15 protein-coding genes are annotated in these 13,945 nt (G+C 52.5%); 10 read left to right on the top strand and 5 right to left on the bottom strand.

Annotated features, from left to right (window positions below; translation table 11 throughout):
• Position 1: 1 nt before the first annotated feature.
• The 5 genes from ACEN8Q_RS26555 (at position 2) to ACEN8Q_RS26535 (ending at position 4,999) form a co-directional block, all read left to right on the top strand.
• Positions 2–814: a zinc-dependent peptidase gene (locus ACEN8Q_RS26555; protein WP_413423589.1), complete on the top strand. Its 813-nt coding sequence runs from the start codon at positions 2–4 to the stop codon at positions 812–814.
• A gap of 113 nt (positions 815–927) precedes the next feature.
• Complete coding sequence (ppa, locus tag ACEN8Q_RS26550; RefSeq protein WP_007894323.1) at positions 928–1,455, top strand: inorganic diphosphatase; 528 nt, start codon at positions 928–930, stop codon at positions 1,453–1,455.
• Positions 1,456–1,684: 229 nt separating this feature from the next.
• A complete protein-coding gene (locus ACEN8Q_RS26545; RefSeq protein WP_413423587.1) occupies positions 1,685–2,431 on the top strand; it encodes a LexA family transcriptional regulator in 747 nt (248 codons plus the stop codon).
• A 440-nt stretch (positions 2,432–2,871) separates the two neighbouring features.
• On the top strand, positions 2,872–4,098 hold the full coding sequence (locus tag ACEN8Q_RS26540; RefSeq protein WP_413703960.1) for a tyrosine-type recombinase/integrase: 1,227 nt from the start codon (positions 2,872–2,874) through the stop codon (positions 4,096–4,098).
• Positions 4,099–4,210: 112 nt separating this feature from the next.
• Positions 4,211–4,999, top strand: a complete 789-nt coding sequence (locus tag ACEN8Q_RS26535) for a hypothetical protein (protein ID WP_413703959.1) — start codon at positions 4,211–4,213, stop codon at positions 4,997–4,999.
• A 16-nt stretch (positions 5,000–5,015) separates the two neighbouring features.
• Here the strand turns inward: ACEN8Q_RS26535 and ACEN8Q_RS26530 are convergent, their stop codons facing one another.
• Together ACEN8Q_RS26530 and ACEN8Q_RS26525 are read right to left on the bottom strand one after the other, a co-directional pair.
• Positions 5,016–6,113 carry an inovirus-type Gp2 protein gene (locus ACEN8Q_RS26530; protein ID WP_413703958.1) on the bottom strand — a complete coding sequence of 366 codons (1,098 nt, stop codon included), beginning with the start codon at positions 6,111–6,113 and terminating at the stop codon, positions 5,016–5,018.
• A 300-nt stretch (positions 6,114–6,413) separates the two neighbouring features.
• Entirely contained in the window at positions 6,414–6,644 is a 231-nt protein-coding gene (locus ACEN8Q_RS26525) for a helix-turn-helix transcriptional regulator (protein ID WP_413703957.1), read from the bottom strand.
• Positions 6,645–7,292: 648 nt separating this feature from the next.
• Here ACEN8Q_RS26525 and ACEN8Q_RS26520 point away from each other — a divergent pair.
• From ACEN8Q_RS26520 to ACEN8Q_RS26510, 3 genes are all read left to right on the top strand, one after another.
• Complete coding sequence (locus tag ACEN8Q_RS26520) at positions 7,293–7,631, top strand: hypothetical protein (protein ID WP_413703956.1); 339 nt, start codon at positions 7,293–7,295, stop codon at positions 7,629–7,631.
• A gap of 137 nt (positions 7,632–7,768) precedes the next feature.
• The gene (locus ACEN8Q_RS26515) at positions 7,769–8,737 is read left to right on the top strand and encodes a DUF932 domain-containing protein (protein WP_413703955.1); all 969 of its coding nucleotides are present in this window, start codon (positions 7,769–7,771) and stop codon (positions 8,735–8,737) included.
• An 84-nt stretch (positions 8,738–8,821) separates the two neighbouring features.
• Positions 8,822–9,151 carry a hypothetical protein gene (locus tag ACEN8Q_RS26510; protein ID WP_413703954.1) on the top strand — a complete coding sequence of 110 codons (330 nt, stop codon included), beginning with the start codon at positions 8,822–8,824 and terminating at the stop codon, positions 9,149–9,151.
• Between the two features lie 32 nt (positions 9,152–9,183).
• On the opposite strand, the gene ACEN8Q_RS26505 is transcribed toward ACEN8Q_RS26510, so the two are convergent.
• Entirely contained in the window at positions 9,184–9,531 is a 348-nt protein-coding gene (locus ACEN8Q_RS26505) for a helix-turn-helix domain-containing protein (protein WP_413703953.1), read from the bottom strand.
• A gap of 132 nt (positions 9,532–9,663) precedes the next feature.
• Here ACEN8Q_RS26505 and ACEN8Q_RS26500 point away from each other — a divergent pair, with 132 nt between their 5' ends.
• Positions 9,664–10,002 (top strand): hypothetical protein, encoded by a 339-nt coding sequence (locus tag ACEN8Q_RS26500; RefSeq protein ID WP_413703952.1) that lies wholly within the window; start codon positions 9,664–9,666, stop codon positions 10,000–10,002.
• Between the two features lie 215 nt (positions 10,003–10,217).
• Here ACEN8Q_RS26500 and ACEN8Q_RS26495 read toward each other — a convergent pair whose 3' ends face one another.
• Entirely contained in the window at positions 10,218–11,585 is a 1,368-nt protein-coding gene (locus ACEN8Q_RS26495) for an HNH endonuclease (RefSeq protein WP_413703951.1), read from the bottom strand.
• Positions 11,586–12,494: a DNA adenine methylase gene (locus tag ACEN8Q_RS26490; RefSeq protein ID WP_413703950.1), complete on the bottom strand. Its 909-nt coding sequence runs from the start codon at positions 12,492–12,494 to the stop codon at positions 11,586–11,588.
• 104 nt (positions 12,495–12,598) lie between these two features.
• Here ACEN8Q_RS26490 and ACEN8Q_RS26485 point away from each other — a divergent pair, with 104 nt between their 5' ends.
• Positions 12,599–13,915, top strand: coding sequence for a site-specific DNA-methyltransferase (locus ACEN8Q_RS26485; protein ID WP_018925710.1), 1,317 nt, complete (start codon positions 12,599–12,601; stop codon positions 13,913–13,915).
• Positions 13,916–13,945 lie beyond the last annotated feature (30 nt).

The raw sequence follows: 13,945 nt of genomic DNA, 5'->3' as shown, positions 1-13,945 counted from the left end.
GATGTGGTCCCTGAGCGCCTGGCGTCGCCGGCGCACCCTGGCAAAGCACCCGATTGCCGATGACATGTGGCAACGGGTGCGCCAGCACCTGAGTTTTCTCGATGGCATCAGTGCCGCCGAAGACCAATGGCTACGCGAAGCTTGCGTGCTGTTCCTCGAAGACAAGCACCTGACCGCCCTGCCCGGCGTCGAATTGCATCAGGAGCAACGCTTGCTGCTCGCTGCCCAGGCGCAACTGCCGCTGCTGCACCTCGGCGACCTGAACTGGTATCAGGGCTTCCACGAAATCATTCTCTACCCCGACGACTTCCTCAGCCCTCAGCGCCATCGCGATGCCAGCGGCGTCGAGCACGAATGGGACGGTGAGCACAGCGGTGAAGCCTGGCAGCAAGGCCCGATCATCCTCGCCTGGCCGGGTGTGATGGCCAGTGGTGGCTGGGAAGGCTACAACCTGGTGATCCACGAACTGGCGCACAAACTCGACATGCTCAACGGCGTCGCCAACGGCCTGCCGCCGTTGCATCCCGACATGCGGGTCAGCGACTGGGCCAACGTCATGCAAAAGGCCTACGACGACCTCGACCGGCAACTGGAGCGCAATCCCGACGCCGAAACGGCCATCGACCCGTATGCCGCCGAAAACCCTGCCGAGTTCTTCGCCGTCACCAGCGAATACTTCTTCAGCGCTCCGGATTTGCTGCACGAGGTTTATCCACAGGTGTACCAGCAGCTGAAGTTGTTCTATCGCCAGGACCCGCTGGCGAGGTTGAAGCAACTAAAGGCGCATGACCCTGTCTATCAGGCAGACCAGTAAGCGCCATACGACTTCTGGTACATGGCGTCGACCCAGGAATATGCCTATAATCGCCGCCACTTTTTGGTCAATCCGGCCAAGTATTTCTGGTCAACTAACGGGGGCAACGCCCAATGAGCTACAGCAAGATTCCGGCTGGCAAAGACCTGCCGAACGACATCTACGTCGCGATCGAGATTCCGGCCAACCACGCGCCGATCAAATACGAAATCGACAAAGACAGCGATTGCCTGTTCGTTGACCGTTTCATGGCCACCCCAATGTTCTACCCGGCCAACTACGGTTACATCCCGAACACCCTGGCTGACGACGGTGATCCCCTCGACGTGCTGGTTGTAACCCCTTACCCGGTTGCTCCAGGTTCGGTGATCCGCGCTCGTCCGGTCGGCATCCTGAACATGACCGACGACGGTGGCGGCGATGCCAAAGTGATCGCAGTCCCACACGACAAGCTGTCCCAGCTGTACGTGGACGTGAAGGAATACACCGACCTGCCAGCGCTGCTGATCCAGCAGATCGAGCACTTCTTCGCGAACTACAAAGATCTCGAAAAAGGCAAATGGGTGAAGATCGAAGGCTGGGCTGGCGCAGACGCCGCCCGCGACGCGATCACCAAGTCGGTTGCTGCCTATAAGGGCTAAAAGCAGCCGCGAGCTTCAAGCTCCAGGCTTCAAGAAAAACCCCGGGTGATCCGGGGTTTTTTGTGGGTGCTTGATAAGCACGCCAAACGGCCCGTTTAACCGTGGCAGCTCTTGGTTTTTGCATGTTTAAAATTCCCCAAGAGCGTCTTACATCCGGTCGTAAATTTCCCGCGAAATTTGAACGAGGCGTTTATTCAAACCCCTACCAGCCGCCAGTAGACTCGTGTTCATGAAAAAGAACACAAGCGGCCCACGCTTTAAAGCGCTCCTCGAAGCAGCGAACATCACAACCACCGGATTTGCCGACTTTCTGGATACGGCTCCGCAAAATGTACATAACTGGTACACCCGTGGCGTGCCCGCCCACTGCATGGAAGAAGTCGCCAGAAAACTCTCCGTCAGCAGCGATTGGCTGAAAACCGGCGAAGGCCTGAAAGACGCCCAACACCTGCGCCTGCTCGACGAATCCGGCAACACCTTCGATGCCCAGACCATTCGCGGTGTCTACACGGTCATCGAGCCTGCCGACGTCGAACTGCCTTTCTATACAGAAGCTTTTATCGCCCCGGGCTCCAACAAAACCCACGTCATAGAAGACCCCAAGCAATCGATCCGCCTGCCCCGCAGCCACCTTGACTCCCTGGAAATCAACCACGCCGACGCCATTTGTGCCTTCATGAGCGGTAACAGCATGGGAGAGAAAATTGAAGACGGTTCGACCCTGGCGATTGACCGAGGCCTGACCCAGATCATCGATGGCGAGATCTACGCCATCGAACATGACGGCATGCTACGCATCAAGTACCTGCACCGATTGCCGGGCAACTCCCTGCGACTGCGCAGCCACAACCGCGCCGAATACCCGGATGAAATCTTCAGGGCCGCACAGATCGAAGAGCAGAACATCAGGGTGCTGGGTTGGGTATTCTGGTGGTCGACCCTGAACAAACGGCGGCCGGCGGTACCGTTTCTTTAAGCGCTCCAGACCACCCATTGCCGCCCCACCCGAGTGGCCCGGCGGCTCTGCCTCGCACTTCCCGCTGGGAATTTCCATCAAACCTGCGTATGCTGCGCCCCACATTTGCGCATCGACCCGCCTTGCGGCTCGGATGCACTGACCTGGCAGATGACTTTCTCACCAGGTCCCACAGCCGGACGCAAGATCCGGGTGTACGTTTTGAAGGCTGGCGCGGTTTACCAAAAATGATCCAAGCCAGTCCCCGAGAAGCCGGCCACAAGCCGGCTTTTTAATTGTCCGAAATAATCCTATCCCATCTGAGAATCCTGCCGATAGCCTAGCTATCACGGGCGTTCTCGGCTCTTCCTTGTCCAATGGTGTTCGACGCCATTTGACCTCATCCGACGATGAAGTGGGGGGACAGGTGGGGGGACAAAAGGGACGAGAGGGGAAATCCAATGGGTAAGCTGAATCCGAAACAAGTCGAAAACCTAACCGAGCCCGGCACCTACGAAGATGGTGATGGGCTTCGCTTGGTCGTCAAACCTACCGGACGTAAATCCTGGCTACTTCGCTTTCAACTGGCAGGCCGTCGCAGAGAGATGGGCCTGGGCTCATTCCCTGAGGTGAGTCTCAAGAAAGCTAGACAGGACGCCAGTGCTAAACGCACCCAATTGAGTGACGGTATAGACCCATTAGCCGCTCGCGACATAGAGCGCGCCGCTCAACGGGAAGCCCAGCGTGCAAGTGAAGCCAAGCAACTGAAGTTCGAAACACTCGCAACGGAATACCGTGATGCTCACGGCGCGGCATGGTCGGATAAATGGCGTAAAGGCTGGCTGCGAAAGCTGGAGCTGTATGCGTTTGATCACATCGGCAAGCTGTCAGCCGAAGACATCGGCACTCCCGAAGTGCTCAAAGTGTTGCAACCCATCTGGGCCACCAAGACTAGGACCGCTGACGAGGTGCGTGGGCAAATAGAACAGGTCCTGGACGCAGCGAAGGCACGCAACCTGCGAGAAGGTGAGAATCCGGCTCGCTGGCGCGGGCATTTAGACAATCTGTTAAGCCGTGCTGAAAAGAAGAAGGCTCGGAAGCGTGAGCACTTTGAAGCATTGCGCTGGCAGGATGTGCCGGCTCTGATGATAAAGCTCAGGGCAAACTCCACACCTCCGTCTTGGGCCGCTCAACTGCTGATCATGACCAGCGCACGCGCCCACATGGTCAGGTTCGCTCGTTGGGATGAATTTGATCTAGAAGCTGGAACTTGGTCACTGCCAGATGAGCGAATGAAGATGCGAGTAGCTTTCGTAATTCCGCTTGCCGAGGAAGTCGTAAAGCTGGTGAAGAGCATTCCCCGAGATGAGGGAAGCGCCTTTCTATTTCCAGGCCAAGGCAAGACGGGGGTCATGCACGCAAACGCAGTACGAACGCTACTGCATGGCATGGGGTACGAACATATCACCCGACACGGCTTTCGATCCTCGTTTCGAGACTGGGCCGGTGAATGCACTCACTATCCACGTGAGGTCTGTGAAATGGCGTTGGCGCACGACGAGCGAGACCAGACAGAAGGGGCGTACTCTCGCTCTGACTTTCTCGACAAGCGACGAGCACTCATGACAGATTGGGTCGATTTCATTTGCAAGCCAAAGGCCGAACATAAGAGATTCCAACCTAATTGATAAAGCAGTCACTTCAAAGTAGCTGCCCTTACTACTAATCCAAGGGTAAAAACCTTGCGCACTGAATGTACAAAAATAAAACTTTACCCTCAACTACTTAGCAGCCTCATCAATGACTAATCCCGTAGCTATAGAGCTAACTCTTGACTTTGATAACTGGACTGCATCGCCCAAATCAAAGCTGGAGCTTATCCTTGAACAATCAACCCACGAAGAAAAATCTATATTACCCAGGCTAGAGGACTACCCAGAATACAAGCATCTAATCCTTCTTGACATAGAGGATGCCGCAAACGAGGTGTTAGACCTAGTAATCAAGCGCTACATAATGCTTCGCAGAACGCTTTCAGACGAAAACAAAACCAAGCTTGACGTGGTATTCAAAGAAAGTATATCGACAAACACAGATAACGACAAAGAGCTCAGAGACAAACTACGACCTATTTTCGGAAATGGAAAAATTGCCGCATTCCACCACATAAAAAACTCCTGCTCGAGCATTTTCTACTCTATAAGCCGCTACGAACAGCTTGGAATTGACGCTGGAGTAAAACTCTTGTGTGCAGGCCTGTATGAACTTTACTTAGGTGAACAACGATTTTTCAACGAAGACGTAAAAACACGATCAGAGATTGCCAAAGAAGGTGGTATCGCTCGTCAAAATCGTCACTTGGCAACCAAGCAAAAAGCTTGCGAGCTACTCGACACACTAACACCAACAAATGGCTGGACACAGGATCTTGATGCATACAAAGCAATATTGCCTGAAATCGAAAAATACATGAAAGAAAACAACATTAGAAATCCAACCAAAGACAATATCAAAAGAACACTAAGACACTGGATAAAGCGTGACCCTCTAGTTTCTGCTGCCGTTAGGATTACCCAACCTTCGACTTGAAAAGGGCCACTTGACATTAATATTCTCTCGGTCGCCCAACTGATTGCTCACTCATCTTTGGGGCGTTACCCTTACCAAAAGTCCTCCTATTCCCAGGCATACAAGCACTTACATACCGATCAACCTTTGTAAGATAAATCGCTGCCTTTTCCTTAAGATTACTCAACTTCTCCGCATCATGGTAATTAATCATTCCTACGCCACAAAATTTATACCTACCCTTGTCACCATTGCAATTGTAGTACACGCCCTCCCCTTGTGTGACTACCTCATTCCAGTGTTCACCTATCAGCTGTGCGATGACAATATCCTTCCGTACCTTTGCCCCATCCAAGAAGAACATCATGTGGTAATGATGGCCTTTCTCCTTTCCATACTCCAACTTCCATACATACCCCACCATCCCCAGTTCAGGGCGCTTGCTTTTCAGGTGATGAAGTAACTGCATGCGATGCCGAACAATCTTTTCTGAAACCAGATTTAATATATTTAACCTTTCATGCACCTTAATGCAATCTTCGATTTCAAACTCACCTTTCCCGTAAGAGAAATCAATTCTTAATACCAATAACCGAGCGTACCGTGCAAACAAGGCATCTATGTATTCCAGCAAACCAGCGTAGTTTTTATTAACAGCACGGACGTGTGCTGACATTTTCCGTCTGAACTCTCCACTAGAGATTTGTTTTCGCACCGCACTAACAAAATCATTTAGCCTACGAAAGCATTCAGGCAAGCCTGCCCTCTCCACACTGAAAGGACTTGAAGGCCTAATACTTTTATAACAATCACAAACAGCACGCACATAAGGATTAACCTTAAATAGCACCATATCTCTTTCAAGCTCAAAATAGTCAATCACGACAGCAGCGACGATGCACTGTTGCGCTGTTGTTAAGACCATCTCCTCTCTAACTCCAAGTACTCCTCCTTTAAAAACGTCCCCTAAGGACGTTTCTGCCACACTTACTAGCTTCATGATCCTGCTAACAGAATCAAACAACATACCGTCATCACCGCGATAAGAAGACTCTTGACCACTTATTGGATCATAGAGACTCTCAACAACCTTTTCTCTATAAGCATCGACAAACTCCCATTCATTAAGACTCATAACCCACCACCTCAATAATCAATACAATCCTCTAGAATAACCAGTCACCACCCTCTACCCAACGAATCTAATCACCAACACCCCCTGATAGTTCTGCACCTGACACTCACCACTATCTTATTATATTGTCTACATACACTTCTAATAACATATAAACCAATATTCACACACCTCCTCCACCCCAGATAAACAGCAAACAAAAAGCAATAGCCAGCCCGAATCGAGCCTTTAATAAACTCAATTTTTATCTTAAGTTAGTACGCACAATTGAAGTTTAGATGGACGGATCTTGAGCTTTTGTCATTTACTGACTGAGGTGTTCTCAACCAATGAATTAATCCACTCATTGATGCTCGACTCCAGCCAACCTACCGCCCATTTGCCAATTTTCACCCGCTTAGGGAACGAATCGTCGTAGCGCGGTGATGCTGGATTCATCCGGTCATAAAGCGTTGACCGCGACAACCCCACACGCTTCAGCACCTCCTTGATCCGTAAAACTCTAGGGTGGGTAGTGCTACTTTCTGCCATTTCGTGAGCTCCAGTGTCGTAGGTACGAGATGAAGCCACTTTAAAGGGTATCCCTCGTTCGGGAAATTACCTGTGCTGGTGTAGAAGTTTTACGGAAACTTCTCAGGGAAGGCCTACAACGCAGCACCGTGGCTCCTGACGGATCATGACTGTTTACCTCGCGAGCGTGCGCGTAGGCGGATACGTGCCTTGGACCCTCCGAAAGTTAGTTCTCAGGCAAATAACTTAGTTCTCATGGGATTTTCCAGTCGGAAATGTCTATTCCCAGACTCGTCCAACTCGATCCAAACCAATCCAGCAAGATCCAAACAGATTCTAGATCGAGAATACAAAGCACAAATCAAGCCATACCGCGCAAAACAACGCCTCAAATCCGACGAGTGGACGACTACTGTAACGCGTCACCACGGCTGTAAATCCCTCATTGGCACGCTACGAATAGCGTGAATAGCAGAAGGCGCCTGCCTGCAATTTGAAAGTTACAGTCAAAAAAATCTCGGTCCTACATCACGAACCTGAATTTCTGCGCACCAAGCAACTCTCCCGACTCAGTAATTCACATCCAAGAAAATCGTCCAGGCGACCTGCCTGGAGGGCTATATGCCGTGCAACGATGCCACCTTAATTAACTCTGCATAGGAATCTCTCATGACCACCACCCAGTGCCCAAATTGCCAATCCGCCTCTGTAACAACCAAAGATTTCGCCAGGAAACTCGGCGCGCTCATCGGCACCCTCGGTGGCGCCACCCAAGGCGCGCAAGGCGCCCTCGCTGGCGCGGAGGCCGGTGCTGTCATGGGACTCGCAGGTGGCCCCGTTGCCGTTGCAGCAAGCACTATGACCGGTGCCATTCTCGGCGGATTGATTGGTGCCGCAACCGGTTGTATCACCGGGGCTAAACTCGGCGAAATTATCGACGATCAGGTGCTCGACAATTACAGCTGTCTCAACTGTGGTTTGTCGTTTAGCTGCCGTCATTACGCTTGAACTGCTCGTCCCACACTTGATGCAACCGCTCCGCACCTAATCCGCTGCTCCCCCTCCCTGTCACATCCCTCGCACGCTGATTGATCCCTGCTGACTGCTCAGCGGCTTCGCCGTGCGCAACTGAAAGGAAACTCCTCATGGCCCACCTCATTGAACAAATGGCTTACGTCGGCGCTACCCCTTGGCATGGCCTGGGCAGTCGCCTCACGAAAAAACAACCGCTGGAGGTCTGGCAGCGTGAAGCCGGTATGAATTGGCAGATTCAGGAAAGTCCGGTTCACTTCAAATCCGACACGGTCGGCAACCTTGGCACCATCCATTCGTTTGCAGAACAGAAGGTGCTCTTTCGCTCGGATACCAAAGCTCCGCTGTCGGTGGTCTCGCAACGCTACCAAGTGGTCCAGCCCCGCGAGGTGCTGGAGTTTTACCGGGACCTGACCGAACGTTCCGGGTATGAGCTGGAAACTGCGGGTGTGTTGAAAGGCGGACGCAAGCTCTGGGCACTGGCGCGCACCGGGCAATCGACGGCGCTCAAAGGCAATGACGTGGTCAACGGTTACCTGCTGCTGGCGACTTCCTGCGACGGCACGCTGGCCACCACCGCCACTCCGACCACCATTCGAGTGGTCTGCAACAACACCCTGACCATCGCCGTCAACGGCGCCAGCCAGGCGATCAAGGTACCGCACAGCACGCGCTTCGATCCACGCGCGGTGAAGCAGCAACTGGGCATCAGCGTGTCGCAATGGGACGACTTTATGTACCGCATGCGCACGCTCGCGGCACGCCCGGTCAAAGACCATGAAGCCAAAAACTACCTGCGCAGCGTGCTGTGTGAGGTACAGGCCACTAATCCCGAGCGCAGCGGAATGTCGAATGAACGCGCGTTAAACAAGGTGCTGAGCTTGTATGAGGGGCACGGCCGAGGTGCTCAGCTAGAAGCCGCTAAAGGCACTATCTGGGGGCTGCTCAACGCCGTCACAGAGTATGTGGACCATGAGCGCCGCGCTCGTAGCAATGAGTACCGTATGGACACGGCGTGGTTCGGCCAAGGGGCGGTCATTAAGCAACGGGCGCTCAACACCGCCTTGCAAATGGTGGCCTGAAGAACTTGCAGCATAAAAGGGAGGTTCACGCCTCCCTCATACACGTCTTACTTCAGTGGTCTCCTCTCTTACCGGAGCATCAACATGTCACCACGTTGCCTGATTTGTGATTCCAAGGCTGTACTGTCCAAGGAGGCGGCTAACGCGGCCGTCCTGCTGATTGGAACCATTGATAGTTTTCTGCTCGGCGTTAGCCAGGTCCATCCCCAGGACTCTGCAATCGACTCGAACACCAAACATGAAAGCCTCCTCGTACAATTGCTCGACCTGCTGGGCGAAAGCCTGTCCAGCGCTAACTCCGGCTACGTCGCCATGACAGCCTTTGCCAAGGACGTGCAGCAATATCAGTTCGGCCAATTCAACTATCTCTGCTTACGTTGCGGTGCCAGATTCGATCAGAACGCCAACACCTAAAATCAGCATCATCACTTCGGGCGATCCGACGATTATGCTTTTGCTAGGCGTTCAGCCAGGTTTTCCACCAAGCTCAAGATCAGCAGTCGATCATCATGACTCAAAGGGGTTAACAGCTGACTGATCCGAATTGCTTGATCATCCGGGCGCGAACTGGCTTCGGTCAAAAGCTCCGCCGCCTCACATCCGAAGATTCCGGCAAACGCTAGCAGGCGCTCAATATTAGGTATGACGATACCGCGCTCAATGCGGGAGACGGCTTCGTTGCCAATTCCCAGACGCTCGGCCACTTCCTCCTGCGTCAAGCCACTGCGAATGCGTTGCTTCGCAATTGCACGCCCCACCACGCCCGCCAAATGTTTCTGATCGCTATCGATCATGGCACCTCCCAATATCAACCTAGATAGTTGGGTACCACCTCATTGACATGAAGAGCTTCACAGGTTGAAAATCAACCTTTAAGGTTGGTTTTCGGCTTTTTATGCCTTCTGTAAAAAACAAGGAGTTTCACGATGGATACTGGTGTTTACTCGGCCTCTAGCATTACCAACGAAGAAATATCGAGGCTAATTTCTCAGAAAAAAACATTCACGATAAAAGACATACCCACTTACTCCTTTGGAAATACGGTCGAGACAATTGAAAAACTCATCGAAGCAGAAGGTCTGAGCTGTCGGGTATATGTTGCAGGCCGAATCGCCGCTGTGGCTGCAAGTGCATGGACTATAATGGGTGGCCTAGCCGCAGGGCTGGCAATAGCCGCTCACAATATCGCCACGTACGACCCAGACTACGAAATAGCGAAGTATTTCGTCGTGAGCACACTAATAGTCACTTATAAGAAAAAATGACTTTAGGTACATGCCTAGCTGCTCGCAGTTGGAAAGGGTCACCCGCCTCGCAAACACCTAGCCAGCAAGTACCTCATGGCTAGGCGTTTTCTTGAGAGACGCCCCCCCCTAAACACTTTGCTCAATGCCCTGAATCGTAGCAGACCGGATGATCTGCCTCGCCCGGTGACTGAGGCAGACTTTCGAGATAATGTCTTTTACGAACGGAAGGAAAACTAGTCGCCTGGGTTAATCAACGCACGTCTTCGCTGAAGATAAATCAACTTCGGGGATTGCTCCTCAGGCACGCTCAATTTCTGCTCATCGTATGGCAAAAGCTGCTCACGTAGTGCTTCGTCGTTACCGACTTTTTCCCAGTCGATCCAAGCAGTAAGATCGTCTTTAATAATTAAATAGCCTTTCTCAAACGCCCGATCTACGAGAAGTGAGAGGCAGATGCCGTTTGACGGATCAAGGCGAATACTTTGATCTACACTCCACGGGACGATATGAGAAGCGACGAGAAAATCTCTGCTTTCAATTCCGGTGATGGCGCACCGATAGCCATAGTTAGTCTTCACCGCATCAGCGAACGCCCTCTGAGCGCTACCTCTAGTTTTAACTGTGGCGTGAGAATCTGCGACTTCATAATTTTCATGCTCGATTTGGTCGCGGAACGCATCGACCTCTTCGGCAGATACTTCCAACGTTTCGGCGGCAGCATCCCCTTGCGGAACCATAGGGAAACGCGCTTCAAGCATCTCTAGAAAAACGTTGGCGGATGCAGCGAACTGCTCATCTAATGGTGCCGCCTGTAACCATGCATCATGGTTGCGAGCAGGGTCAAAAAACAAGCCATATCCGGGGCTTCGGAGGTAGGTAGCTAGTGCGCTGGCCACTTCTACATCAAGTGCATCAATCACCGACACAGGATTTTCCGATGCAGTCAGCCGCACCAAAGCATCATTAACCTCTGCATCTAGAGCCACCCCACCGCTTGTGATTGTCGACCATGCAAGTGCTGATCTCTGCGACGTATTCGTGGCTAAATTCTGAATGCTCTGCGGAACAAGTTGCATGTCACCCCAAGCATACTCCTCACTGGGTTCTTCCAGATAGGCGCGTAAATGCAATGTGCCTGGATCATCCAACAGCTTGACTGCTATTAGATATGGCTGCCCTGCGCCACGACTCGCAAGTAACGCAAACTCATTCTCGGCAGCAGCAATATCAAGGTGAGACGGATCGCCTGGTATCGTTTCAGCAGTAACTTCACTTGGCGCAACTGACATCCTCCAAACCTGGGGAGCACCGATACTTGTCTCCCATTTGAGGTGTGGACGATCAGCAGAACGCAAGACGAGTGCGCCTGTAGCGGTTCCTGTTGGCCACTTGTACGTCAGAGGCGCCGGACTTTTTTCATTTGCCTCTGGGAAGAACCGCTTCACGGCAGCAATGAACTCGTCCTTCCTCGACAGCTGAATGTAGTCTTTCGTGTATGTTTGGTCCTCTGAATTACTGCGGCCTAGGCGCCCATACGTTGCACGATGCGCAGAAGGTCCATAAAAGATCACTAGCACCCATTCCACTGGCAAAGCAGACATTCAACCTCTCCCTATGATGATCGCCTCCGGCGACCGGTGTGCTTCAACCTCTCGACGGCTCTGCGCTGCTAGCGAACGATGGGTTGTGAACTTTATGATTTCGCTATCAGGGAAAAGCTCGTGAACTGATTCAGTATCGCGATTGGACATAATCCACTTCACCCCTCTCCGAGATAGATCGGCGCAAATATCTGCGAGCTCAATGAGGTCAATCGCCTCGAAGGTCTTCGCGGTGTATTTGTTAAATTTCGCAGTGGGTTCTTTTTCAGTATCTGGTCGCGAAAAAATAGGTAAATACGGCGGATCAAGGTAGACGAAATCACCGCACGAGGCGGTCTTCAACACCTCTCGGAAGTCAGAAGCGACGATGTCTGCCCGCCCTAACACTTTTTCTAAGGTTGCCATGGAAGCGTCGTCAAAACCTTTGAAACGACGGTCCCCCCAAGGCGCATTCATCGCACCTGTACGTGAATTTTCACGCCAAAGATGGTTCCAAGAAACACCGTTTAGGTAAAGGAACCGTGCAGCCTTCTCGATAAGGGAAGTTGGAGCGGCCGAGCGAACCTCGTAGTAGAATTCCTTGGAGTCATTCTCCATGTACCAATCGAGGAGCGGACGCAGCGCAGGCTGATGGTCTCGCATTGCAACCCAAGCCGCTACGAGGTGTTCATTGAGGTCTGCTAATTTTGAGCGACCGGAAACGCGCCCGACACAAGCCAGGAACACGGCTCCTCCGCCGAGAAATGGCTCGTAGTAATTTTGAATATTGTCAGGCACGTGCGGAAGAATGCGTGATAGCAATCGCGATTTGCCACCCACCCACCTGACAAAAGGCTTGATAGGCGGATGATGGATGGAGCTGACAAAAGGTAGTTCTACCTGATCCAATTTTGAAGCACAGTTATCCATTTGATCTCTTTCTTTTCGCCGTTAAATCGGCTAGAGGTATTTTAACAGGATGTATGACGTAGGTAACGCATCACCGTCTGATACGTCTCAACTCTGGAGCTCTTATGTCTGAAATTCAGCTTGTTTGGCCGAACAAAGACTTGGCACTGCGCGCCTCAGGCGGGAGTAGCTACGAGTGGGTGCAGCCCACAGATCCTCGACTAAGTGAACCTTTTGACGTTCAGGCCCTCACGAACCATCCAATAGACTCTCAGACCAACGTACTAGCCATTGGCGACGGGCTCGATGTTCTGGAGGCACTGCGCCAACGGACGTCAGTCCTCGACGGAGGCATCCGGCTCGTCTACATAGACCCGCCCTTCAATACGCAGGTGGACTTTCGACAGTACCGCGACACCATGAATAGGTCGATGTGGCTAAGCATGATGCGCGACCGACTCATCGCAATTCGCCCACTGCTTGCCGACGACGCGAGTATTTGGGTACATCTGGATGACAGCGAAGTGCATCGTGCCCGAGCAGTAATGGACGAAGTCTTCGGCGAGACTGCATTCGTGACATCTGTCATATGGCAGAAAAAGACCACGCGAGACTCGCGAGCTGCCTTCTCCTCCAATCACGACACCATTCTTGTGTACGCCCCAAGCGGGCCGAAGAAATGGAAAACCACTAGAAATCTGCTCGTAAAGGACAACGCCCATCTCCTTAATAAGGATGACGACCCGCGAGGCCCATGGGGAGATGCTCCGTTTACAGCTCCCGGTTTTAGGAGCGCCCAGCAATACGAAATCATTGCACCATCTGGACGAGCTCTACGTCCGCCGCGAGGCCGCTCATGGTACGCCACGGAGCCCACCTATCGAGACTTGATAGCGGACGACCGGATATGGTTCCCGAAAGGCGGTGACGGATCACCACGGCTCAAGCTTTTTGCGAGTCAGTTGCGAGGCCTTGTCCCATTCACCGTTTGGGGGACATCAGATACCGGCACAAATGACGATGCTAAGCGCCATCTTCTGTCAATGTTCCCTGACAAAGAGGTGTTCGACACGCCTAAGCCTGAATTGCTGCTCGAACGCATCATCCACATTGCCTCTAACCCAGGGGAGCTGGTGGTGGATATTTTCGGAGGTAGCGGGACGACGGCAGCTGTGGCTCACAAAATGGGGCGGCGATGGGTAGTCGCTGAGCGCAATGCCCAAACGGTCTTAGACTTCATGGTTCCTCGACTGACGCACGTAGTTAATGGGACAGATCCAGGAGGGGTAACTGACACGACCTCTTGGAGCGGCGGCGGAAGCTTTGAGATGATCCACGTTGCGCCACGGTTCGGCAGATTAACGGGGCTTGAGAGGCCCGAATATGTAAAGCCATGGCTGGATAAACTACTCCCCCCCCGTATGCTTTCGACGGCGTCTTGAGTGAGCATCCCCCGATGCCTAAGAGCACAT

Origin of the sequence: Pseudomonas sp. Pseusp16, assembly GCF_047324915.1 — a bacterium.
Lineage (GTDB): Bacteria > Pseudomonadota > Gammaproteobacteria > Pseudomonadales > Pseudomonadaceae > Aquipseudomonas > Aquipseudomonas fluorescens_CD.
Note: the sequence above shows the minus strand (reverse complement) of the source record. Positions and strands in the feature narration are given on the sequence as shown.